At 74.8% G+C, this 23,371-nt stretch carries 19 protein-coding genes and 1 riboswitch; of the genes, 13 read left to right on the top strand and 6 right to left on the bottom strand.

Annotated elements, in window-relative coordinates; genetic code table 11:
- Window positions 1-130: riboswitch (cobalamin riboswitch) on the top strand.
- A 282-nt stretch (window positions 131-412) separates the two neighbouring features.
- From cobN to cobA, 12 genes are all read left to right on the top strand, one after another.
- The gene (gene cobN, locus ABZV06_RS24825; protein ID WP_355624517.1) at window positions 413-4,081 is read left to right on the top strand and encodes a cobaltochelatase subunit CobN; all 3,669 of its coding nucleotides are present in this window, start codon (window positions 413-415) and stop codon (window positions 4,079-4,081) included.
- Window positions 4,078-6,366 (top strand): magnesium chelatase subunit D family protein, encoded by a 2,289-nt coding sequence (locus ABZV06_RS24820; protein WP_355624515.1) that lies wholly within the window; start codon window positions 4,078-4,080, stop codon window positions 6,364-6,366. Before cobN ends, ABZV06_RS24820 begins: the two co-directional genes overlap by 4 nt.
- A gap of 82 nt (window positions 6,367-6,448) precedes the next feature.
- Window positions 6,449-7,060: a cob(I)yrinic acid a,c-diamide adenosyltransferase gene (gene cobO, locus ABZV06_RS24815; protein WP_355624513.1), complete on the top strand. Its 612-nt coding sequence runs from the start codon at window positions 6,449-6,451 to the stop codon at window positions 7,058-7,060.
- Window positions 7,054-8,412, top strand: a complete 1,359-nt coding sequence (locus tag ABZV06_RS24810) for a cobyrinate a,c-diamide synthase (protein WP_355624511.1) — start codon at window positions 7,054-7,056, stop codon at window positions 8,410-8,412. Before cobO ends, ABZV06_RS24810 begins: the two co-directional genes overlap by 7 nt.
- Window positions 8,409-9,149: a precorrin-2 C(20)-methyltransferase gene (cobI, locus tag ABZV06_RS24805; protein WP_355239079.1), complete on the top strand. Its 741-nt coding sequence runs from the start codon at window positions 8,409-8,411 to the stop codon at window positions 9,147-9,149. The genes ABZV06_RS24810 and cobI overlap by 4 nt, the downstream gene beginning before the upstream one ends.
- Complete coding sequence (gene cobM / locus ABZV06_RS24800) at window positions 9,146-9,970, top strand: precorrin-4 C(11)-methyltransferase (RefSeq protein WP_355624509.1); 825 nt, start codon at window positions 9,146-9,148, stop codon at window positions 9,968-9,970. The genes cobI and cobM overlap by 4 nt, the downstream gene beginning before the upstream one ends.
- Window positions 9,967-11,118 (top strand): cobalt-precorrin-5B (C(1))-methyltransferase, encoded by a 1,152-nt coding sequence (locus tag ABZV06_RS24795; protein WP_355239074.1) that lies wholly within the window; start codon window positions 9,967-9,969, stop codon window positions 11,116-11,118. The genes cobM and ABZV06_RS24795 overlap by 4 nt, the downstream gene beginning before the upstream one ends.
- The gene (gene cbiE / locus ABZV06_RS24790; protein WP_355624507.1) at window positions 11,115-12,371 is read left to right on the top strand and encodes a precorrin-6y C5,15-methyltransferase (decarboxylating) subunit CbiE; all 1,257 of its coding nucleotides are present in this window, start codon (window positions 11,115-11,117) and stop codon (window positions 12,369-12,371) included. The genes ABZV06_RS24795 and cbiE overlap by 4 nt, the downstream gene beginning before the upstream one ends.
- Window positions 12,368-14,161, top strand: coding sequence for a precorrin-3B C(17)-methyltransferase (gene cobJ / locus ABZV06_RS24785; RefSeq protein WP_355624505.1), 1,794 nt, complete (start codon window positions 12,368-12,370; stop codon window positions 14,159-14,161). Before cbiE ends, cobJ begins: the two co-directional genes overlap by 4 nt.
- A complete protein-coding gene (locus ABZV06_RS24780) occupies window positions 14,149-14,346 on the top strand; it encodes a 4Fe-4S binding protein (RefSeq protein WP_355239065.1) in 198 nt (65 codons plus the stop codon). Before cobJ ends, ABZV06_RS24780 begins: the two co-directional genes overlap by 13 nt.
- A complete protein-coding gene (locus tag ABZV06_RS24775; protein WP_355624503.1) occupies window positions 14,343-14,939 on the top strand; it encodes a precorrin-8X methylmutase in 597 nt (198 codons plus the stop codon). Before ABZV06_RS24780 ends, ABZV06_RS24775 begins: the two co-directional genes overlap by 4 nt.
- Window positions 14,936-16,564: a uroporphyrinogen-III C-methyltransferase gene (gene cobA / locus ABZV06_RS24770; protein ID WP_355239060.1), complete on the top strand. Its 1,629-nt coding sequence runs from the start codon at window positions 14,936-14,938 to the stop codon at window positions 16,562-16,564. Before ABZV06_RS24775 ends, cobA begins: the two co-directional genes overlap by 4 nt.
- A 3-nt stretch (window positions 16,565-16,567) precedes the next feature.
- Here the strand turns inward: cobA and ABZV06_RS24765 are convergent, their stop codons facing one another.
- The 6 genes from ABZV06_RS24765 to ABZV06_RS24740 all read right to left on the bottom strand — a co-directional run bounded on the left by ABZV06_RS24765 (window position 16,568) and on the right by ABZV06_RS24740 (window position 21,733).
- Entirely contained in the window at window positions 16,568-18,724 is a 2,157-nt protein-coding gene (locus tag ABZV06_RS24765; RefSeq protein ID WP_355624502.1) for an FtsX-like permease family protein, read from the bottom strand.
- On the bottom strand, window positions 18,721-19,401 hold the full coding sequence (locus tag ABZV06_RS24760; RefSeq protein ID WP_355239055.1) for an ABC transporter ATP-binding protein: 681 nt from the start codon (window positions 19,399-19,401) through the stop codon (window positions 18,721-18,723). The genes ABZV06_RS24765 and ABZV06_RS24760 overlap by 4 nt, the downstream gene beginning before the upstream one ends.
- Complete coding sequence (locus ABZV06_RS24755; RefSeq protein WP_355624500.1) at window positions 19,398-19,922, bottom strand: PadR family transcriptional regulator; 525 nt, start codon at window positions 19,920-19,922, stop codon at window positions 19,398-19,400. Before ABZV06_RS24755 ends, ABZV06_RS24760 begins: the two co-directional genes overlap by 4 nt.
- 92 nt (window positions 19,923-20,014) lie before the next feature.
- On the bottom strand, window positions 20,015-20,377 hold the full coding sequence (gene crcB, locus ABZV06_RS24750; RefSeq protein ID WP_355239050.1) for a fluoride efflux transporter CrcB: 363 nt from the start codon (window positions 20,375-20,377) through the stop codon (window positions 20,015-20,017).
- Window positions 20,374-20,850, bottom strand: a complete 477-nt coding sequence (locus ABZV06_RS24745; protein WP_355624498.1) for a CrcB family protein — start codon at window positions 20,848-20,850, stop codon at window positions 20,374-20,376. Before ABZV06_RS24745 ends, crcB begins: the two co-directional genes overlap by 4 nt.
- A gap of 124 nt (window positions 20,851-20,974) precedes the next feature.
- Window positions 20,975-21,733: a class I SAM-dependent methyltransferase gene (locus ABZV06_RS24740; RefSeq protein ID WP_355624496.1), complete on the bottom strand. Its 759-nt coding sequence runs from the start codon at window positions 21,731-21,733 to the stop codon at window positions 20,975-20,977.
- Window positions 21,734-22,023: 290 nt separating this feature from the next.
- On the opposite strand from ABZV06_RS24740, the gene paaK reads away from it, so the two are divergent.
- A complete protein-coding gene (paaK, locus tag ABZV06_RS24735; RefSeq protein ID WP_355239041.1) occupies window positions 22,024-23,331 on the top strand; it encodes a phenylacetate--CoA ligase PaaK in 1,308 nt (435 codons plus the stop codon).
- The last annotated feature ends 40 nt before the right edge of the window (window positions 23,332-23,371 follow it).

The raw sequence follows: 23,371 nt of genomic DNA, 5'->3' as shown, positions 1-23,371 counted from the left end.
AAGGAAGTCGGTGCGAATCCGACGCGGTCCCGCCACTGTCACCGGGGAGCGATCCCCCCTCGTGAGTCACGGCCGTGTGTCTGCGGTTGGAAGGCCGGGGGAGAGCATCGATCCGGAAGCCAGGATACTTCGGCCGTCGGGACGTACCCCAGGGCGTGGACACCCGAGGAGGACCCGATGACGCTTGGCGTCTCCATCATCGACGGCTGCTGCCGTTCCCCGCACCGCGGCTGTGCCGCCGCCGCGATCGGCATCGACTCCGTTCACCGCTGAGTTCCGCGCCACGCCACCCGTCGCCGCCGGCCTCGCGCCGGTGAGCGGTCCGGGTCGCGGTGCCCGCTGAACCCCGCGCCCATCCCACGTCGCCCGCTCGCTGCCGCGAGCGCGTCGACGTCACCGTCCGGAGCGTGCCGTGCGCATTCTGCTGCTCTCCACCGCCGACACCGACCTGCTGGCCGCCCGCGCCAGCAACGCCGAGTACCGGCTCGCCAACCCCGCCCGCGTGGCGGCCGACGAGGTGCCCGCCCTGCTCGACGGGGTCGACCTCGTCGTCGTACGCCTGCTCGGGGGTCGGCAGGCGTGGCCGGACGGCCTCGACGCGGTGCTCGCCGGCGGCGTACCCACGGTCGTGCTCGGCGGCGAGGCGGTGCCGGACGCGGAGCTGATGGCGGTCTCCACGGTGCCGGCCGGGGTCGTCGCCCAGGCGCTGTCCTACCTGGTCGAGGGCGGACCGGACAACCTCGGGCAGCTGGCCCGGTTCCTCTCCGACACCGTCCTGCTCACCGGTGAGGGGTTCGCCCCGCCCGCGCCCACCCCGGCGTACGGCGTGCACGGCGACCATCCGACCGACCCGCAGCGGCCCACCATCGGCATCGTCTTCTACCGGGCACACGCCCTCGCCGGCAACACCGCGTTCGTCGACGTGCTCGCCGACGCGGTCCGCGCTGCCGGCGGCAACCCACTGCCGATCTTCTGCGGCTCGCTGCGCGGGCTGACCACCGGCGCCGGTCCGCTCGGGCTGTTCGCCCGCTGCGACGCGCTGCTGGTCACCGTGCTCGCCGCCGGTGGCGCGGTCGCCGCCGACGCCTCCAGCGGCAGTGACGAGGACGCCTGGGACGTCGGCGCGCTCGCCGCCCTGGACGTGCCGGTCATCCAGGCGCTCTGCCTGACCAGTACCCGCGAGCAGTGGGCCGCCAGCGACGCGGGGCTGTCCCCGTTGGACGCGGCGATGCAGGTGGCCATCCCCGAGTTCGACGGCCGGATCGTCACCGTGCCGTTCTCGTTCAAGCAGATCGACGCCGACGGGCTCTCGGTGTACGCGGCCGACCCCGAGCGGGCCGCCCGCGTGGCCGGGATCGCGGTGCGGCACGCCCGCCTGCGGTACGTGCCCAACGCCGACAAGCGGATCGCCGTGGTGCTCAGCTCGTACCCCACCAAGCACTCCCGGGTCGGCAACGCGGTCGGGCTGGACACCCCGGCCTCGGCGGTCCGGCTGTTCGCCGCGCTCGCCGAGGCGGGCTACGACCTGGGCGCCGCGCCGCCGCCCGACGACGGTGACGCGCTGATCCACGCGTTGATCGCCGCCGGTGGTCACGACGTCGAGTGGCTGACGCCGGAGCAGTTGGCCGCCGCCGAGGCCCGGATACCGGGGCAGACGTACCGGCGGTGGTTCGAGGCGGTCCCGGCCGAGCTGCGCGAGCGGATGCGGGAGCACTGGGGGGAGCCGCCCGGCGAGCTGTACACCGAGGGCGGCGACATCGTGCTGGCCGGGCTGCGGTTCGGCAACGTGGCGCTGCTCATCCAGCCGCCACGCGGGTTCGGGGAGAACCCGATCGCCATCTACCACGACCCGGACCTGCCGCCGAGCCATCACTACCTGGCCGCGTACCGCTGGCTCGCCGCCCCGGTCGCGGACGGCGGCTTCGGCGCGGACGCCGTGGTGCACCTGGGCAAGCACGGCACCCTGGAGTGGCTGCCCGGCAAGGGCCTCGGCCTGGCCGCCGACTGCGCGCCCGACGCCGTCCTCGCGGACCTGCCGCTGGTCTACCCGTTCATCGTCAACGACCCCGGCGAGGGCACCCAGGCCAAGCGACGGGCACACGCCGTCGTCATCGACCACCTGGTGCCGCCGATGGCCCGCGCCGAGACCTACGGCGACCTGGCCAAACTGGAGCAACTGCTCGACGAGTACGCCACCGTGCAGGCGCTCGACCCGGCCAAGGTGCCGACCGTGCGGGCGCAGATCTGGGACCTGGTACGCGCCGCCGAGCTGCACCACGACCTGCACACCGAGGCGATGCCCGACGCGGACGACTTCGACGACTTCGTGCTGCACCTCGACGGCTACCTGTGCGAGGTCAAGGACGTGCAGATCCGCGACGGGCTGCACATCCTCGCCGACGCGCCCACCGGTGAGCCGCGGGTCAACCTGGTGCTCGCCGTGCTGCGCGCCCCGCAGATCTGGGGTGGCGCCCAGGCGCTGCCCGGCCTGCGGCAGGCTCTCGCCACCGCGTACGGCCTCGACGAACAGGACCTGCTCGCCACACCGGGCCAGCGGATCGCGCTGCCCACGGCGTTGACCGAGGCGGTGGACGGTCCGGCCGGCACCGCCGCCGACGCGATCGACCTCATCGAAGGGCTCGCGCGCCGGCTGGTCGTCGGCATGGAGACCCTGGACTGGGCGGTGGACGCGGCCGACGCCGTCGTCGCCGAGGTGACCGGCCAGTCGATCCCGCACGTCGCAGCCGTGCTGCGCTTCGCCGGCACGGAACTGGTGCCCCGACTGGATCGCACCACCGACGAGCTGCGCAACACCCTCGGCGCGCTGGACGGCCGGTTCGTGCCGCCCGGCCCGTCCGGTTCACCCACCCGGGGCCTGGTCAACGTGCTGCCCACCGGCCGGAACTTCTACTCCGTCGACCCGAAGGCCATCCCGAGCCGCAACGCCTGGGACGTCGGGGTGGCCCTCGCCGACTCGCTGCTGGCCCGGCACCTCGCCGACACCGGCGCGTACCCCCGCTCGGTGGGGTTGACCGTGTGGGGCACCAGCGCGATGCGGACGCAGGGCGACGACATCGCCGAGGTCCTCGCGCTGCTGGGCTGCCGGCCGGTGTGGGACGAGCGGTCCCGGCGGGTCACCGGCGTCGAGGTGGTGCCGACCGTCGAGCTGGGTCGACCCCGGGTCGACGTCACCGTGCGCATCTCCGGCTTCTTCCGCGACGCGTTCCCGCACGTGGTGGCGCTGCTCGACGACGCCGTGCGGCGGGTCGCCGCGCTGGACGAGCCGGACGAGGAGAACTACCTGCGCGCCCACGTGGCCGCCGACCTCGCCGAGCACGGCGACGAGCGGCGGGCCACCGCCCGGATCTTCGGCTCCAAGCCCGGGGCGTACGGCGCGGGACTGCTGCCGCTTATCGACGCCCGGACGTGGCGCAGCGATGCCGACCTGGCCGAGGTGTACGCGGTGTGGGGTGGCTACGCGTACGGCCGGGGCCTGGACGGGCGGGAGGCGCGCGCCGACATGGAACGCTCCTTCGCCCGGATCGCGGTCGCCGTGAAGAACCAGGACACCCGCGAGCACGACATCGTCGACTCCGACGACTACTTCCAGTACCACGGCGGGATGGTGGCGATGGTCCGCCACCTGACCGGCACGTCACCGGCGGCGTACGTGGGCGACTCGGCGATGCCGCACGACGTGCGCACCCGCACCCTGGGCGAGGAGACCCGGCGGGTGTTCCGGGCCCGGGTGGTCAACCCGAAGTGGATCGCCGCGATGCGCCGGCACGGCTACAAGGGCGCGTTCGAGCTGGCGGCCACCGTGGACTACCTGTTCGGCTACGACGCCACCGCCGGCGTGGTGGACGACTGGATGTACGAGCACCTGGCCGCCGCCTACCTGTTCGACGACACCACCCGCGAGTTCCTGGAGCGGTCCAACCCGTGGGCGCTGCGCGGCATCACCGAGCGGCTGCTGGAGGCCGCCGACCGGGGCCTGTGGGCCAAGCCCGAGCCGGCCACCCTGGACCGGCTCCGCGACACGTACCTGGCCAGCGAGGGTGACCTGGAGGACCGGGTGTGAGCGCGAGGAGTGAGCCGGTTTTGCGAGCCCCGCAGTCGCGATCGAAAGAGGGCCCAGTGACATACCCGTTCAGCGCCGTGCTCGGCATGGCCGACATGCGGCTGGCGCTGCTGCTCAACGCGGTCTCCCCGGCGATCGGGGGCGTCCTCGTGCGCGGCGAGAAGGGCACCGCGAAGTCCACCGCCGTCCGCGCCCTCGCCGCGCTGCTGCCTCCGGTGCGCCGGGTCGCCGGCTGCCGTTTCGGCTGCGACCCGGCCCAACCCGACCCGGGCTGCCCGGACGGGCCGCATCCGGTCGGGGCGGCCGCCGAGACCGGGCCCGCGCGCCTCGTCGAGTTGCCCGTCGGCGCGGCGGAGGACCGGGTGGTCGGGTCGCTGGACCTGGAGAAGGCCCTCGGCGAGGGCGTACGCGCCTTCGAGCCGGGTCTGCTCGCCGCCGCCCATCGGGGCGTGCTCTACGTCGACGAGGTCAACCTGCTGCACGACCACCTCGTCGACCTGCTGCTCGACGCGGCGGCGATGGGCCGCAGCCACGTCGAGCGCGAGGGCGTCTCGGTCAGCCACGCCGCCCGGTTCCTGCTCGTCGGCACGATGAACCCGGAGGAGGGGGAGCTGCGCCCGCAGCTTCTCGACCGGTTCGGACTGACCGTCGAGGTGAACGCCAGCCGCGATCCGGAGATCCGGGTGGAGGTGGTCCGCCGCCGGCTCGCCGCCGACGCCGACCCGGCCGGCTTCGCCGCCCGCTGGGCCGACGCCGACGCCCAGATCGCCGCCCAGGTGGCCGCCGCCCGTCGCCGGCTTCCCGGGGTACGCCTCCCCGACGCCGCGCTGCGCCAGATCGCCGAGGTCTGCGCGGCGTTCGACGTGGACGGGATGCGCGCCGACATCGTCACCGCCCGTACCGCCCTCGCGCACGCCGCCTGGGAGGGCCGGGACCGGGTCACCGGCGACGACGTCCGGGTGGCCGCCCGGCTCGCCCTGCCGCACCGCCGTCGCCGCGACCCGTTCGACACGCCGGGGCTGGACGAGAAGCGCCTCGACGAGGCGCTGCAACGGGCGCAGGACGCCCACCCCGACGATCCGGACGACGACGGCGGCCCGTACGACGGCGGCCCCGCCGGCCCCCGCCCCGACGGCCCGGACCCGGACGGTGGCGTCAGTGCCGGTAACCCGGGCGGCTCCTCCGGCGCGGGCGGCGAGACCGGAGAACATCGTCGCGATGGGAACGGCCCCGACGGCGACTCCCTCGATCCCGCCGACGTGGACGGTGGGGAACGGAACGGGTCGGGCAGCGGCGGGCACGATCCCGGCGCCGGCGAGTCCGGGGGCGCCGACGGCCCGGAGCCGCACGCCGCCGACGTCGACGCGGACGGGGACTTCTCGGGGGTGGACGGTCGAGGCGGTCGCCGCCGGCGGGCCGAGGCGGGTCAGCTCAGCGGCACCGGAAACGACCGGGAGCGCGAGGGCGGACGGGTGGCCGTACCCCGAGGTGGTCTGCGGGCCCGGCTGCTCACCGCGCCCGGCGTCGGTGACGGGGTGCCGGGCCGGCGGTCGCGGGCCCGGACCGGGCGGGGCCGCACCACCGGAGCCCGGGTGCCGAACGGTCGGGTCGGCGCGCTGCACCTGCCGGCGACCATCCGCGCCGCCGCACCCCACCAGGCGGCTCGGGGCCGGCTGGCGGGTCCGCTGCGACTGCGTCCGGACGACGTCCGCGAGGCGGTCCGGGAGGGGCGCGAGGGCAACCTGGTGCTGTTCGTGGTGGACGCCAGCGGTTCGATGGGCGCCCGGCAGCGGATGGTCACCGTGAAGGACGCGGTGCTCGCTCTGCTCACCGACGCGTACCAGCGGCGGGACAAGGTCGCGGTGATCGCCTTCCGGGGTGCCGGCGCGCGCACGGTGCTGCCGGCGACCTCGTCGGTGCTGGCCGCCTCGACCCGTCTGGCCGAGTTGCCCACCGGTGGGCGGACACCACTGGCCGAGGGCCTGCTGGCCGCCGCGGACCTGCTGCGGGTGGAGCGCCTGCGCGATCCGAAGCGTCGCCCCCTGGTCCTGGTGGTCACCGACGGCCGTGCCACCGCCGGAACCCGCCCGCTCGACCGGGCGGCGGGAGCGGCGGCAATCCTCGCGGCGACGGGTGCCCCCTGCGTGGTCGTCGACTGCGAGTCCGGCCCGGTACGCCTCAACCTGGCGCGCCGCCTGGCCACCCAACTGCACGCCCCCCTGCACCCCCTGCACGCCCTCACCCACCCCGACCCCCGCGATCTTGCAGTTTCTGTCGCGACATAAAAGGACGAGATGCGCATATGAGCAACAGAAACTGCAAGATCGCGGAGGACGCGCGGGGCGTGACGACGAGGGGGGACCTCTGATGCCGCAGGGACAGCCGAGTCAGGTGCCCGCTGACGGGTTGACCACCCGGCAGCGGCGGAATCGACCGCTGCTCGTCGTCCATACCGGACAGATGAAGGGGAAGTCGACGGCGGCCTTCGGGTTGGCACTGCGGGCGTGGACCGCCGGCCTGCCGGTCGGCGTGTTCCAGTTCGTCAAGAGCGCCAAGTGGCGGGTGGGGGAGGAGAACGCCTTCCGGGCGCTCGGCGAGGTGCACGAGCGTACCGGCCAGGGCGCGCCGGTGGCCTGGCACAAGATGGGCGAGGGCTGGTCCTGGATCCAGCGCGGCGGCGAGGCCGACCACGCCGCCGACGCCCTGGAGGGTTGGCGGCAGATCCAGCGTGACCTGGCCGCCGAGCGCTACGGGCTGTACGTGCTGGACGAGTTCACCTACCCGATGAAGTGGGGCTGGGTGGACGTCGACGAGGTGGTCGCCACCCTGGCCGAGCGGCCCGGCTTCCAGCACGTCGTGATCACCGGCCGGGACGCCGATCCGCGCCTGGTCGCCGCCGCCGACCTGGTCGCCGAGCTGACCAAGGTCAAGCACCCGATGGACGCCGGCCAGAAGGGCCAGAAGGGCATCGAGTGGTGAGCGTCGAGCCCTGGGCGCTGCCCCGGGTGGTGGTCGCCGCCCCGGCCAGCGGCCACGGCAAGACGACGGTCGCCACCGGGCTGCTCGCCGCGCTGCGCCGACGCGGCCTGACGGTCAGCCCGCACAAGGTCGGCCCGGACTACATCGACCCCGGTTACCACGCCCTCGCCGCCGGCCGGCCCGGCCGCAACCTCGACCCGTTCCTGGTCGGTGCCGAGCGGATCGCCGGCCTGCTGCGGCACGGCGCGAGCGTCCCCACGCCCGCCGACATCGCCGTGGTGGAGGGCGTCATGGGCCTGCACGACGGCGCGGTGGGCCGCCGCGACTTCGCCTCCACCGCGCACGTCGCCCGGCTGATCGACGCGCCCGTGCTGCTGGTCCTCGACACCACCGCGCAGGGCCGCTCGGCCGCCGCGCTGACCCTCGGCATGGCCGCGTTCGACCCCGCCGTGCGGATCGGCGGTGTGATCCTCAACCGGGTCGGCTCGCCACGGCACGAGACGCTGCTGCGCGACGCCCTCGCCGAGGTGGGCGTACCGGTGCTCGGGGCGGTCACCCGCGCCGCCGAGGTCGCCGCGCCCGCTCGGCACCTCGGGCTGGTGCCGGTCGCCGAACGGGCCCCGGAGTCGCTCGCCATCGTCACCGCGCTCGCCGAACTGGTCGAGGCCACGGTGGACCTCGACGCCGTTCTCGACCTGGCCCGCGGCGCCGGGCCGCTGACCGCCCCGGCGTGGGACCCGGTCGCCGCCGTCGGCGGGCCGGCCGGCGTCGGGCGACCACGCGTCGCGCTCGCCGGTGGTCCGGCCTTCACCTTCTCGTACGCCGAGACCGCCGAACTCCTCACGGCTGCCGGCGCGGACGTCGTCACCGTCGACCCGCTGCGCGACCCGGCGCTGCCCAGCGGCACCCGGGCGGTGGTCATCGGCGGCGGCTTCCCCGAGGCGTACGCGGAGGCGCTGGCCGGCAACGTGACGCTCCGCGGCGAGCTGGCCGACTTCGACGGGCCGGTCGTGGCCGAGTGCGCCGGGCTGCTCTACCTCGGGCGGTCCCTGGACGGCGTACCCATGTGTGGCCGGCTGGACCTGACCGCCCGGATGACCGGCCGGCTCACCCTCGGCTACCGCGAGGCGGTGGCCGTCACCGACTCACCGGTGGCCCGGGCCGGCGAGCCGGTACGCGGACACGAGTTCCACCGCACCACCACCGACCCCGGGCACGGCGACACGCCGGCGTGGCGCTGGAACGACATCGACCACGGGTTCGTCGCCGGCCGCGTGCACGCCTCCTACCTGCACACCCACTGGGCCGGCCACCCCGAGGCCGCCCGCCGCCTCGTCCAGGCGTGCCGGTGACCGCCACGTTGACCGGCGTCGGCGTCGGCCCGGGTGACCCGGAACTGCTCACCGTCAAGGCGGTGCGTGTCCTGCGCGAGGCCGACGTGGTCCTCGTACCCGTGATGGCGGACCGGCCCGAGTCGGACGCCGGACGGGCCGAGACGACCGTGCGGGACCACGTTCCGGCGGACCGTCTGCGGCGGCTGCCGTTCGCCCTCGACGACCGGGGCGGGGTGACCGCCCGTCGCGCGGCGGCCTGGGACGACGCGGCCCGGACGGTCGTCGAGGCGATCGACGCGGGCGCGCGGTCCCTCGCCTTCGCCACCATCGGCGACCCCAACGTGTACTCCACCTTCGGCTACCTGGCGCAGAGCGTCCGAGCCCTGCGTCCGGCCGTGCGGGTGGCGACAGTGCCCGGCGTGACCGCCATGCAGGAGCTGGCCGCGCGCAGCGGCATCCCGCTGGTCGAGGGACGCGAGCCGCTCACCCTGCTGCCGGCCACCGCCGGCCTCGCGCTGTTCGCCGACGCCCTCGCCGGGCCGGGCACCGTCGTCGTCTACAAGGGCTGGCGACGGCACCCGGAGCTGCTGGCCGAGCTGCGTCGACAGGGCCGCCTGGCCGACGCGGTGCTCGGACGCAGCCTCGGCCTGCCCGCAGAGAGCGTCGGCGCCGTCGACGACACCGCACCCGACCTGCCGTACCTGTCCACGCTGCTGGTCCCCGCCCGCCGCACGTACCGAGGAGGAAAGCTGTGACCAGCGACGGCAAGGTGTGGTTCGTCGGCGCCGGCCCGGGGGCCGCGGACCTGCTGACCCTGCGGGCCGCCCGGGTCATCGCCGCGGCGGACGTCGTGATCTGGGCGGCCAGCCTCGTGCACGCCGACGTACTCGACCACGCCCGTCCCGACGCCGAGATCGTCGACTCGTCGCAGCTGCCCATCGAGGGTGTGCTGCCGCTCTACGAGCGGGCCGCCGAGCGTGGACTCACCGTGGCTCGCATCCACTCCGGTGACCCGGCGCTGTGGGGCGCGGTGCAGGAGCAACTGGACCTGTGCCGGGCGCTCGGCCTGGCCGTCGAGATCGTCCCCGGGGTGTCGTCGTTCACCGCCGTCGCGGCGCTCGTCGGGCGCGAGCTGACCATCCCCGAGGTCGCCCAGTCGGTGATCCTCACCCGGCTCGAAGGCGGCAAGACCCCGATGCCGGCCGGCGAGCGGGTCCGCGACTTCGCCCGGCACGGCACCACCATGGCGCTGTTCCTGTCCGCTGCCCGCTCCGGGCAGGTGCAGGCCGAGCTGCTGGCCGGCGGTTACGCCGACGACACTCCGGCCGTGGTGGCGTACCAGGCGACCTGGCCCGACGAGCTGGTCGTGCGCTGCACGGTCGGCACCCTGGAGGCCACGGTCAAGCAGCACAAGCTGTGGAAGCACACCCTGTTCCTGGTCGGGCCGGCCCTCGCCGCCGAGGGGACCCGCTCGCACCTCTACCACCCCGGGCACTTCCACACCTTCCGTCGCGCCGAGCCGGCCGCCCGGGCCGAGCTGCGCCGCGCCCGCGCCGGAGGAACAGACACCCCATGACGTACGCCGAGCCGCCGTTGCGCGAACCGGACCTGCCGCGTACGGCGAAGGTCCGGCCCACCGCGCTGCGAACCGGCTGGACCACCGGCGCGTGCGCGACGGCGGCGGCCAAGGCGGCGGTGACCGCCCTGGTCACCGGCGAGATCCAACCGGACGTCGAGATCGGTCTCCCCGCCGGCCGACGGGTGCGCTTCCCGGTGGAACGCTGCGAGGTCACCGGCACCCCACCGGTGCGGGCCGAGGCGGTGGTCGTGAAGGACGCCGGTGACGACCCGGACGTCACCCACGGCGCCGAGCTGACCGCGACCGTGGACTTCACCGACACTCCCGGGCTGCGCCTGGCCGGCGGCTCCGGCGTCGGCACCGTCACCAAGCCCGGCCTCGGGCTCGCCGTCGGCGGACCGGCCATCAACGACACGCCCCGCCGGATGATCGGTGAGGCGGTGGCCGAGGTCGTCGACCTCACCGAGGTCGGCGTACGCGTGGTCATCAGCGTGCCCCGGGGCGAGATCATGGCCCGCAAGACCACCAACCGGCGGCTCGGCATCCTCGGCGGCATCTCGATCCTCGGCACCACCGGCATCGTCCGGCCCTTCTCCACCGCGTCCTGGCGGGCCAGCGTCGTACAGGCCGTGCACGTCATGGCCGCCCAGGGGGAGCGGACCGTGGTGCTGTGCACCGGTGGGCGTACCGAGCGGGCCGCCCGCGCGCTGCTGCCCGACCTGCCCGAGGTGTGCTTCGTCGAGGTGGGCGACTTCACCGGCGCGGCGGTCACCGCGGCCGTCCAGGACACGATGACCGGCGTGGTCTTCGTCGGGATGGCCGGCAAGCTCGCCAAACTCGCCGCCGGGATCCTGATGACCCACTACACCCGCTCGAAGGTCGACCTGTCCCTGCTCGGCGCGGTGACCGCCGACGCCGGTGGCGATCCCGCGCTCGCCGCCGCCGTGACCGAGGCGAACACCGGGCGGCACGCGTACGAGCTGTGGGAGGCCGCCGGGCTGCTCGGCCCGGCCGGCGACCTGCTCTGCGAGCGGGTCCAGGCGGTGCTGCGACGCTTCGCCGGGCCGACGGTCACCGTGGACGTGGCGATGGTCGACTTCGCCGGAGCACACGTCGTCGCCTCCTCCGGCCGGTGGCCGCGATGAGCGCCCCGGACGCGCTGGTGACAGTCGTCGGTCTGGACGCCGCCGGGGCCCCGCCGCACCCCGCCCTCGCGTCCGCGCTGGCCGGCGCGGGGTTGCTCGTCGGGGCGGCCCGGCACCTGGCGGCGGTGCCCGTACCGGCCGACGCGGAGACCGTCGTCCTCGGACCGCTCGCCCCGGCCCTGCGCCGACTGGTCGACGCCGTCGCCGCCGGGGTGCCGGCCGTCGTGCTGGCCAGCGGCGATCCCGGCCTGTTCGGGATCGTCCGGCGGCTGCGCGTCGTCGGGTTGCCGCTGCGGGTGGTGCCGGCGGTGTCCAGTGTGGCCGCCGCCTTCGCCCGCGCCGGACTGTCCTGGGACGGCGCCGCCGTGGTCACCGCGCACGGGCGCGATCTTCGACCGGCGCTGAACGCCTGCCGGGCGCTGCCGCTGGTCGCGGTCCTCACCGCGCCGGGCGCGGGCGCGGCCGAGGTGGGCGCCGCGCTGGTCGGCTGGCCCCGTCGTCTGCTGGTCGCCGAGCACCTGGGCACGGACGCCGAACGGGTCCGTGAGGTGACCCCCGAGCAGGCCGCCGAGGCCGCCTGGTCCGACCCGCACGTCCTGCTCAGCATCGCCGTGCCCGCCGATCCCGTGCTCGACATGCCCACGTCCGACCCGGTCGGAGCGGGTGCGCTGCGGGTGGACAACCAGCCGGCCGCCGCGCCGGCTGGCGGCTGGGCGCTGCCCGAGGACCGGTATGCCCACCGCGACTCGATGATCACCAAGTCGGAGGTGCGCGCCCTCGTCGTCGCGCGGCTGCGTCCCCGGCTTGGTCGTCTCGTCTGGGACATCGGCGCGGGCAGCGGCTCGGTCGGCATCGAGTGCGCGTCGCTCGGCGCGGCCGTGCTCGCCGTCGAGCGGGACCCCGGGTCCGCCGCGACGATCCGGCACAACGCCGCCGCGCACGCCGTCGACGTCCGGATCGTCGTCGGGCGCGCCCCGGCGGTGCTGGACGGGCTGCCCGAGCCGGACGCCGTCTTCGTCGGTGGTGGCGGCGTGGACGTCCTCACCGCCGTGCTGGCCCGCCGACCCGGACGGATCGTGCTCACCCTGGCCGCGCTGGACCGCGTCGCGCCGGCGGTGGGCCTGCTGCGTGCCGCCGGATACACGGTCGAGGGCAGCCAGCTCTCCGCCGCCCGCCTCGCCGACCTGCCCGGCGGGTCGATCCGTCTCGCGGCCACCAACCCGGTGGTCGTCCTCACCGGGGAGCGCCCGTGAACGACACCACACCCGGCCGGATCGGCCTGGTGGCGGCGACCGCCGCCGGCCGCCGGCACGCCGACACCCTGACCGCCGCGTGGCCGCACGCCCGGCTGATCGAGGGGGAGACCGTCGCCGACGCGCTGCGCGCCGCCTGGACCGGGTGCGACGCGGTGGTCGCGTTCCTGGCCACCGGCGCGGTCGTCCGCATCCTCGCGCCGCTGCTCGGCGACAAGCGCACCGACCCGGCCGTGGTGGTCGTCGACGAGGCGGCCCGGCACGCGGTGGCGCTGCTGGGCGGCCACGCGGGCGGCGGCAACGACCTCGCCGAGCGGGTCGGCGTGCTGCTGGACGCCCGACCGGTGGTCACCACCGCCACCGACGCGGTCGGGCTGCCCGGACTGGACACTCTCGGCTGGCCCGTGCAGGGCGCGGTCGCCGCGGTGTCCCGGGCCATCCTCGACGGCGAGCCGGTCGAGCTGATCGCCGATGCCACCTGGCCGCTGCCCGCCCTGCCCCCGAACGTGCGTGCCCCCGACCACCGCGATGCCCCCGCCGCCCACCCGGGAGGCTCGGCCGCCGAGAGCGCGGCCGGCAGCACGGCCGACGACGACGTGACCGGCGGTGGGTACCGGCTGCTGGTCACCGACCGGGTGGTGCCGACCGACGGGCGGACCGCCGTGCTGCGACCGCCGTCGCTGGTCGCCGGGGTGGGAGCGAGCCGGGGCGTACCGGCCGCCGAGGTGGCCGAACTGCTGCACCGGGTGCTGGCCGAGGCCGGCCTCGACCCGGTGAGCCTGCGCTGCCTGGCCAGCGCCGACATCAAGGCCGACGAGGCGGGCATCCGCAGTACCGCCGACGCGCTCGGCGTACCCCTGGTGACCTGGCCGGCGACGCGCCTCGCGGCGGTCGACGTGCCGCACCCCAGCGAGGTGGTCCGGGCCGCTGTCGGCACGCCGAGCGTGGCGGAGGCCGCGGCGCTGCTCGGCGCGGACGGCCGGGACGACGACGCGACGCTGCTGGTGGGCAAGACCGCGTCGGCGATGGCGACCGTGGCGGTGGCCCGGCACCCGCCGCGCGGCCGGCTCGCCGTCGTCGGCCTCGGACCGGGCGCGGCCGACCTGCGCACCCCCCGCGCGGTGGCGGAACTGCGTCGTGCCGGGGTCGTCGTCGGCCTCGACCAGTACCTCGACCAGGTCCGGGACGTGCTGCGGCCGGGCACCCGGGTGCTCGCCAGCGGGCTCGGCGCGGAGGAGGCACGGGCCCGCGCCGCCGTGGCCGAGGCCGTCGCCGGCCACGCGGTCGCGCTCATCGGGTCCGGCGACGCCGGGGTGTACGCGATGGCCAGCCCCGCGCTGGAGTACGCCGACGAGCGGATCGACGTGGTGGGCGTGCCCGGGGTGACCGCCGCCCTCGCCGCCGGGGCGCTGCTGGGCGCGCCGCTCGGGCACGACCACGCCTACGTGAGCCTGTCCGACCTGCACACTCCCTGGGAGGTCATCGAGCGGCGGGTGACCGCCGCCGCCGAGGGCGACTTCGTGACGGTGTTCTACAACCCGCGCAGCCGCGCGCGCGACTGGCAGCTCGGCAAGGCGCTCGGCATCCTCGCCGCGCACCGGCCGCCGGACACCCCGGTCGGTGTGGTGCGCAACGCCAGCCGCCCCGGCGAACGGGTGCACCTGGCGACGCTGGCCACGCTCGACGCGGCCATCGTCGACATGTACAGCGTCGTGGTGGTCGGCAACAGCGACACCCGGCTGGTCGCCGGGCGGATGGTCACACCCCGGGGGTACCGGTGGCGTTCGTGATCATCGACGCCTGTCAGGGCTGCGGCGCGTGCCTGCTGACCTGCCCCACGCACGCGATCCGGCCGGTCGCCGGCGGCCTCACGGTACGCGCCGACCGCTGCACCGGCTGCCTGGAGTGCCTGGAGATCTGCCCGGTCGACGCGATCCGCGTCGTCGAGCCCGAGTCCTGGGAAGGAGCCCGATGAGCCGGATGGTGCATCCCATCGAGGTCGAGTCGTACCGCATCCTGCGCGAGCGGGTCGACCTGTCGCACCTGCCGCCGCTGACCCGCGCGGTGACCGAGCGGGTGGTGCACGCCAGCGCCGACCTCGCGTACGTCGACGAGCTGGTCTGCGACGAGGGGGCCCTCGAATCGGGGCTGGCCGCGTTGCGCGGCGGGGCGCCCGTGGTCACCGACGTGGCGATGGTCGCCGCCGGCATCACCCGGGCCGGCCTGGAACTGGTCTGCCCGGTCGCCGAGCCGGCCGCCGCCGAGCTGGGCCGCTCGGCCGGGATCACCCGTTCGGCGGCGGCCGTGCGGATCGCCCTGACCCGGGTCGGCCCCGGCGCGGTCTGGGTGGTCGGCTGCGCGCCGACCGCCCTCGTCGAACTACTCACCCTGGACGCCGCGCCGGCGCTCGTCGTCGGCCTGCCGGTCGGCTTCGTGGGCGCGGCCGAGTCGAAGGCGGCGCTGCGGGCCAGCGGCCTGCCCGGGGTGTCCAACGTGGGCGAGAAGGGTGGTTCGGCGGTCGCCGCCGCCGCCCTCAACGCCCTGCTCTACAGCGAGGAGAAGCCATGACCGGGTTGGTCATCGTCGGGCACGGCACGCGCAGCGCGGCCGGGGTCGGCCAGTTCGCCGCGCTCGTCGAGCGGGTCCGCCGTCGGGGTGACATCGGCGACGTGGAGGGCGGCTTCATCGAGCTGTCCCGCCCGCCGCTGACCGACGCGGTCGGCGCGCTCGTCGGGCGCGGTCACCGGAACCTGGTCGCGTTGCCGCTGGTGCTCACCGGCGCCGGGCACGGCAAGGGCGACATCCCGGCCGCGATGGCCCGTGAGCAGCAGCGGCACCCCGGGCTGACGTACCGCTACGGGCGTCCGCTCGGCCCGCACCCGCTGCTGCACACAGCCCTCGAAGAGCGCGTCGACGCCGCGCTGGCGGGTGCCGACCGGACCGGCACCTGGGTGGCGCTCATCGGGCGGGGATCCTCCGACCCGGACGCCAACGCCGAGGTCGCCAAGGTCGCCCGCCTGCTCTGGGAGGGGCGCGGATACGCGGGCGTCGAACCGGGGTTCATCTCCCTCGCCGAGCCGTCCGTGCCGGCGGTGCTGGACCGGCTCCGTCGCCTCGGCGCGCAGCGGATCGTCGTCGCGCCGTACTTCCTGTTCGCCGGGGTGCTGCCGGACCGGATCGTCGCCCAGTCGGCCGAGTTCGCCGCCGCGCACCCCGACCTGGACGTGCGGGTGGCCGACGTGATCGGCGACTGCGACGCCCTCGCCGACCTGGTCCGCGAGCGGCACGCCGAGGCGCTGGGCGGGGACATCCGGATGAACTGCGACACCTGCGCGTACCGGGTGCTGATGCCCGGCTTCGCCGACAAGGTCGGTCGCCCGCAACGCCCGCACGACCACCCCGACGACCCGGTCGGCCACCACCACCATCACCACGGGCACGATTACCACCACGACCACGGGCACGGGTCGGTCGCCGTGGTCGGCGGCGGGCCGGGGCCCGACGACCTGATCACGGTACGCGGGAAGGCGCTCCTGGACGCCGCGGACGTCGTCGTGGTCGACCGGCTCGCCCCGCAGGGGCTGCTCGCCGGGCTGCGCCCCGAGGTGCTGGTCGTCGACGCCGCGAAGGTGCCCCGCGGCCCGTCGATGGCGCAGGAGACGATCAACGCGGCTCTGGTGTCCCACGCCAGGGCCGGTCGCCGGGTGGTCCGGCTCAAGGGCGGCGACCCGTACGTCTTCGGACGCGGCCACGAGGAGGTGCAGGCGTGCGTGGCGGCCGGGGTGCCGGTGACGGTCGTGCCGGGGGTGAGCAGCGCCCTCGCCGCGCCGGCCCTCGCCGGAGTTCCGGTGACGCACCGGGGCGTGGCGCACGACCTGACCATCGTGTCCGGACACCTGCCGCCCGGGCACCCCGACTCGCTCGTCGACTGGGCGGCGCTGGCCCGTGTACGGGGGACCATCGTGTTGCTGATGGCCGTCGACACCATCGCCAAGATCGCGACGGTGCTGGTCGAGCACGGTCGTGCCCCGGAGACGCCGGTGCTGGCGGTGCAGGACGCCGGGCAGCCCGGCCAGCGGTCGGTGTCGGCCCGGCTGGACGAGATCGGCGCGGCCGCCGCCCGCGAGTCCGTGGGCCCGCCGGCCGTCTTCGTCGTCGGCCCGGTGGTCGCCGTCGCGGCCACCGGGCCCTGACGGTCACTCGCTGCGGGCGGTCTCCGGGCCGGTGACACGTTCCAGCAGCGGCATCGTGGAGGCGATGACACCGAGGCAGGCGACCAGTCCGACCACGACGATCACGTAGAAGCGCGGCTCGGGCGCGACGAGCGTGTAGTGCATCTGCGCCCGCAGGAACAGGTGCGCGGCGAGCAGGCCCATGCCGATGGCGAGGGCGGCGACGGCGAGCATCGGCACAGCGCTCTCCAGCGCCACCACCCGACGCAGGACGCGCACCGGAGCGCCGCTGAGCCGCAGCAGGCTGAACGGACGGCGGCGTTCGGTGAGACCGCCGATGACGCTGACCGCGAGGCTGCACCCCCCGAGCGCCAGACTGGCGATGATGATGACGTTGGCCAGTTGCTCCCAGCCGCGCAGCGTGTCGGCGAAGTCCGACTCGAAGTCGCCGGGCACGTTCGGCCCGACCCAGAAGGTCGGGAAGGCGATCTCCAGCACGGTGCGGACACGCTCGACGGCGGTGGCCGACCCGTCCGTGCCGACCACCACCGAGGTCACCGGCAGTCGCTGCAACTCGTCGAGCGTGATCGCCGCGGAGGGCCAGATCGTCGCGGGTGACGCCGATTCCTCCCAGCGGCTGAGACCCAACGGCACCCCGATGACGCTCGCGCCGTCGGCGCACCGGCCGTACGCGCTCGGGAGGTCGGCGCACGCGATCATCCCGCCCTCACCGCCGTCCATCAGGTCCGGGTCCTCCCGGATGGCGGTCGCGGACCGCACGCCGCGGATCGCCCGCAGCTCGGCGAGGAGCGCGTCGGGCACCGACGCCGCCTTCTCGTCGAAGACGGTGGTGACGGTGCCCGCGTCGGTCGAGCCGACCGGGGCCGGGCCACGCTCGTCGATGATCGTGGTGATCACACCGACGGCGACGCTCGTGACGAAGAGCGCGAGCATGATGCCGCTGATCGCCCGGAACCCGGCCTTCGGGTTGTCGGCGAGGCGTCGCGCCGCGATGAGCGTGGCCGGCCGGTTGGCGTACCGGGCCATCACCCGGGCGCCGACCATCGTCAGCCAGGGGCCGGCGAGGACCAGGCCGAACATGATGAGCAGCAGACCGGGCAGGAACACCGCCGCCTGGCCGTCGGACGTCTGGGGCCGGAAGCCGATCGCGGAGACGAGCACGGCGACGCCGAGCACCATCGGGATCAGCCGGTACGGCTGTGGGGCGCGAGGGGTGACCCGTCGAGTGACGCCCAGCGGCGAGATCCGGACCCGGCGCAGCGAGACCTGGGCCGCCAGCGCCGCGCCGGCCGGGACGCCGAGCGCCACCAGCAGGGTGTCCAGCAGGCCCAGGGACATGTCGCCGGGGAAGAACGGCATGCCGGTGAACGGGATGCCCGCGAGTGGGCCCCGGAACGCGTAGAACAGGGCGAAGCCGACGGCGGTGCCGGCGACGGCGGCGGCGGCCGCCTCCACCGCGGCGACCATCGCGATCTGCCGGGGTGTCGCGCCGACCAGACGCATCGCGGCGAAGCGCTGCTCCCGGCGGGCCGCGCTGAGCCGGGTGGCGGTGCCGATGAAGATCAGCACCGGGAAGAGCAGACCGCCGGCGACCACGCCCAGGATGAGGTCCACAGTGGTCTCGGGCAGGGTGGGCGTATTGCCGAGGTTGTCCACCTGCCTGGCGTTGGGCAGCTTGCCGACGCTGTCCGGGGTGCCGCCGACGATGGCGAGCAGGGTGTCCGGTGACGTCAGCCCGGATGGTCCGACGGTGCCGAGGTCACGCCCCGGGTAGCGGTCGGCCAGCTCGGCGGCCGGGTGCGCGGTGAACAGGTCCCGCAATGCCGGCGAGGCGTAGAACTCGCCCGGGCCCGGAGTGCTCGGGATGCCGGCCGGGGTGGGCGCCGTCGGCCCGGTGGCGGCGACGTCGATCCGGATGATCTGCGCACCGTGGAAGTAGTCGTCCCGGGTCGACCACCACAGCGGGTCGGCGCCACCGTCCGTCGAGGCGTGGGGATAGTTCGAGGCGTACCGGCTGAGTTGCGCGTCGACCGCGTTGACCCCGGCGAGGGTGGTCAGCAGCAGTCCGCTGCCGATCGCGACGGCGGCGGCGATGACGAGTAGGCGGGTGAGCGCCTCCCGACCGCCGGCCACGGCGAGGCGGAGCCCGAAGCGGATCATGAGGCGATCCGGTCCGGCGCGTTGACGCGCCCGTCGCGGACCATGACCTCGCGGTCGGCGTACGCGGCGATCCGGGCCTCGTGGGTCACCAGGATGACGGTGGTGCCCTGCTCGCGGGCCGCGCCGACCAGCAGGTCCATCACCTGCTCGCCGGTGAGCGAGTCGAGCGCGCCGGTCGGCTCGTCGGCGAAGAGCACCTGTGGCTCGTTGACCAGGCCGCGGGCCAGGGCGACACGTTGCGCCTGCCCGCCGGAGAGCTCGCCGGATCGGCGCTGTTCCAGGCCGTCCAGGCCGAGGCGCGCGAACCAGGCCCGCGCCTTCGGCAGCGCCTGCTTGCGGTGGACACCGCCGAGCAGCAGCGGCAGGGCGACGTTCTCCTCCGCGGTGAGCTCGGGGACGAGCTGGCCGAACTGGAACACGAAGCCGAAGCGGTCCCGGCGCAGACCACTGCGCCCGCTCTCGGACATGGTGTCGATCCGCCCACCGCCGAAGAGGATCTCGCCGGAGTCGGGCACGAGGATGCCGGCCAGGCAGTGCAGCAGAGTGGACTTGCCCGAGCCGCTGGGGCCCATGACGGCGAGGATCTCCCCGTCCTGGACGGAGACGCTCGCGCCGCGCAGGGCGGGCGTTTGACCGAAGGCGAAGGTCACGTCGCGGGCCTCGATGACGACGCTCACGGCCGCACCTCCTTGCGTAGGGCGTCCAGCCGGGCGCCGGTCATCTCGATCCACCGGAGGTCCGCCTCCAGGTGGTACAGGCCGTGGTCGGCGAGCAGCGCGTCGACCAGGTTGCCGGCGCGTTTGATCTCGGTCAGCTCGCGCATGCGGTGCAGGTGCGCGCTGCGCTGCGTGTCGAGGTATTCGGCGGCCGGACGGTCCAGCATGAGCGCGAGGACGACCTTGGCGAAGAGCACCGTCTGCAGGTGCGGCTCCGGGTCGACGGGCTGGGTCAGCCACTGCTCGACCTCGGTCGCGCCGACATCGGTGATGATGTAGCGCTTGCGGTCGGGGCCGGAGCCGGGCGCGACGTCGCTGATCACCACCTTGCCGTCGCGGGCCAGGCGGCTGAGGGTGGAGTAGACCTGGCCGAACGGCAGCGGCTTGCCCCGGCCGAAGAAGGCGTCGTAGTCGCGCTTGAGGTCGTATCCGTGGCTGGGCTCTCGTTCGAGGAGGCCGAGCAGGGTCAGTGGCACGCTCATGCCAGGAGACTACACCGGGGGTATACCTCGCGTATATACCCCGAGGGTATTCGGGTGCATCCCCTGGTCAGGGGCGTTCTGGTGAGGTCGGGTCAGCCCGTCAGGGCGCGGGCCAGGGCGTAGCCGGCACTGGCCGCGGCGAGCCCGGCGGCGACGCTTCCCGCCACGTTGGTCAGCGCGAGCAGCCGGTCGCCGTCCCTGGTCAGCCGCAGCGTCTCGTAGCTGAACGTCGAGTAGGTGGTCAGCGCCCCACAGAACCCGGTCCCGAGCAGCGCGCTCACCGCCGTGCCCACCGGTACGCCGACGAGGACGCCGAGCAGCAGGGAGCCGACCACGTTGACGGTCAACGTGCCCCAGGGAAACGCCGAGGTGTGCCGGGACTGCACGGCCCGGTCGGTGAGGTACCGCAGGGGAGCGCCCACGGCCGCGCCGAGGGCGATGAGCAGGACGGTCATCGGGCCGCCTCGCGGCGCAGCAGACGGGTGGTGACGGCGTCGCCCAGCCCCACCGCGACGAGCGCCCCGAGCAGTGTCGCGGCCAGGTAGGCCAGCGCGGTGCCCGCCGCGCCCGCGACCAGCGCCTGCTGGATGTCGACCACGTAGGTGGAGAACGTGGTGAAGCCGCCCAGGATCCCGACGCCGAGGAACGGGCGGGCCAGGGGGTGCCCGCCGCCGAGGTGCCCGAGCACCGCCATCAGCGCGCCGATCAACAGGCAGCCGGACGTGTTGACGCCGAAGGTCGCCCACGGGAAGCCGGTCGGACCGTGCGGCGCGAGCTGTTGCAGGCCGGCGCGGCCCAGCGCGCCGAGTACGCCACCGGCCGCGATGGCGGCGAGGATCGTCGCGGGATGCGCGGCCAGCTCGCCCCGGTCGGCGGGAACCCGGAGGTCGACGTCCGGGTCGGTGCGCGGGTCCAGCGGCTCTGCCACGGCTTGTCAGCGTACTGCCGCCCGGGGCGACGTCCGCGCGTGGCTCACGGTCGGTGGCGTCCGGACGCGGCCCGCCGACGGCGGCTTTCGGACGCCACCGACCGTGGGTCCGGACGCCACCGCGTCAACGTGTGGCTGCGACGGCCGCGTCCACGCCGCCCCGCCAGACCGTGCCGACCTCGGCGAAGCCGGCCGCGGTGAGGGCGGCCAGGTGCCAGGAGACCGGCGGGTTCCACTCGGGGCTGTGCCCGCTCGGGTAGATCGCCTGCCGCTGGGCAACGAGCGGCGCGAGCGCGGGGTCGGCACCGGCCCGGGCCCACCAGTCCGACCACGACAGCGTCGCGCCGGCGGCGTAGCGGGCGTCGCGCCGGTCGCGCGCTCGGGTCAGAAGTCGTTTGGTCAGCTCCGGCAGCGTGTCGTCGGGCATGTGGTCGGCGTTGACGAAGACGCCGCCCGGCCGCAGCACGTCCCGCAGTTCGGCGTAGAGCTGCCCGAGCCGGTCGGCCGGCAGCCAGTGCAGGGCGGTGGCGGTGAGGACGGCGTCGTACTCCCGGTGGGGGAGCGTGGCGTGCCAGTCGGGGACGCCGAGGTCGGCCGTGACGATGGTGGCCCGATCGCCCAGCGAGGCGTGCGCGATGGCGAGCAGCGCCGGGTCGAGGTCCACCAGGGTCATCTCGGCCTCGGGGAATCGTGCCAGCGTCCGCAGTGAGATGGTCCCGGTGCCGCCGGCCAGGTCGAGCACGCGCGGCGGTCGGCCGTCGAGGACGGCGTCGACGGTGTCGAGCATGGCCGTGAACCGGTGTTCCCGGTCCGGCAGGTACGCCTCCTGCTGGCGGTCCCAGCTCTCCTGCCACACCCACGCATCGGTGATGTAAGGACTCATGTGGGGAAGGCTAGTTACGGCTCGGGAGCGTTGTCCAGACCTTGTTGCACATATTTTGCAATTGCGAGAAGATGGCAGGGCGATGATCGAAGCGACGCCGGGCCAGGCATCCGCCTGACCCGGCGTCGTCGTCCCGCCGTCCTCGCCACCTCCGCGCCGGCCCACCGCCCCCCGCTGGTCGACGCCCTGCGCCGGCTGCCGGCCGTACGCTGACCGCCGCCTCAGCCGCACGAACGCGGGCGTACGGTACCGGCAGCCCCACCGGGACCGCCGCACCAAGGAGGCACGCGATGCAGGACCGCACCCCTTCAGCGGAGGAGCTGGAGCCGATCGAGCGCGCCGACGTCGACGAGCTGCGCGCCCTGCAACGCGAGCGACTGCGCTGGTCGTTGCGGCACGCGTACGACAACGTCCCGCACTACCGCCGGGCCTTCGACGCCGTCGGGGCGCACCCCGACGACTGCCGCGACCTCGCCGACCTGGCCCGCTTCCCGTTCACCGGCAAGGCGGAGCTGCGCGACAACTACCCGTTCGGCATGTTCGCCGTACCCCGGGAGCAGATCGCCCGACTGCACGCCTCCTCCGGCACCACCGGCCGACCCACGGTGGTCGGTTACACCCGCGACGACCTGCGGACCTGGGCCCGGTTGATGGCCCGGTCGATCCGCGCCTCCGGCGGGCGGCCCGGTGACCGCGTGCACGTCGCGTACGGCTACGGGCTCTTCACCGGCGGCCTCGGCGCCCACTACGGCGCCGAGGAGCTGGGTTGCACGGTCATCCCCGTCTCGGGCGGCATGACCGAGCGGCAGGTGCTGCTGATCCGCGACTTCGAACCCGAGATCATCATGGTCACGCCCAGCTACATGCTCGCCATCATCGACGAGATGCGACGTCAGGGCATCGACCCGCGCGGCACCTCGCTGCGGGTCGGCATCTTCGGCGCGGAGCCGTGGACCGAGGACATGCGCCGGGAGATGGAACAGCGCCTGGACATCCACGCGCTGGACATCTACGGGCTCTCCGAGGTGATGGGCCCCGGTGTGGCCACCGAGTGCGTCGAGACCAAGGACGGGCTGCACCTCTGGGAGGACCACTTCTACCCGGAGATCATCGACCCGGTCACCGGCGCGGTGCTGCCCGACGGCGAGCAGGGCGAACTGGTGCTCACCTCGCTGACCAAACAGGCGATGCCGGTGGTGCGCTACCGCACGCGCGACCTCACCCGGCTGCTGCCCGGCACCGCCCGTCCCATGCGGCGGATCGAGAAGATCACCGGCCGGACGGACGACATGATGATCGTGCGGGGAGTGAACGTCTTCCCCACCCAGATCGAGGAGCTGATCCTACGTACGCCGCAGCTCTCGCCGCACTTCCAGTGCGTCCTGGACCGGCGCGGCCGGCTGGACACCCTCACCGTGCGGGTCGAGCGGCGCGCCGACGCGTCCGTGGACGCCGCCGAGCGGGCCGGCGTGACCCTGGTCGAGCTGGTGAAGAACACGATCGGGGTGAGCGTGGCAGTGGACGTGCTCGCCCCGGACGCGGTGGAGCGGTCGATGGGCAAGATGCGCCGCATCGTCGACCAGCGGCAGTCCGGCTGACACCGCCCGGTCGGCGGGACATCGGAGCCGCGCGTGTCGA

The organism is Micromonospora sp. NPDC005172 (genome assembly GCF_040608555.1).
Lineage (GTDB): Bacteria > Actinomycetota > Actinomycetes > Mycobacteriales > Micromonosporaceae > Micromonospora.
The sequence above is the reverse complement of the archived record's forward strand: the minus strand, read 5'-3'. Positions and strand labels throughout refer to the sequence as shown.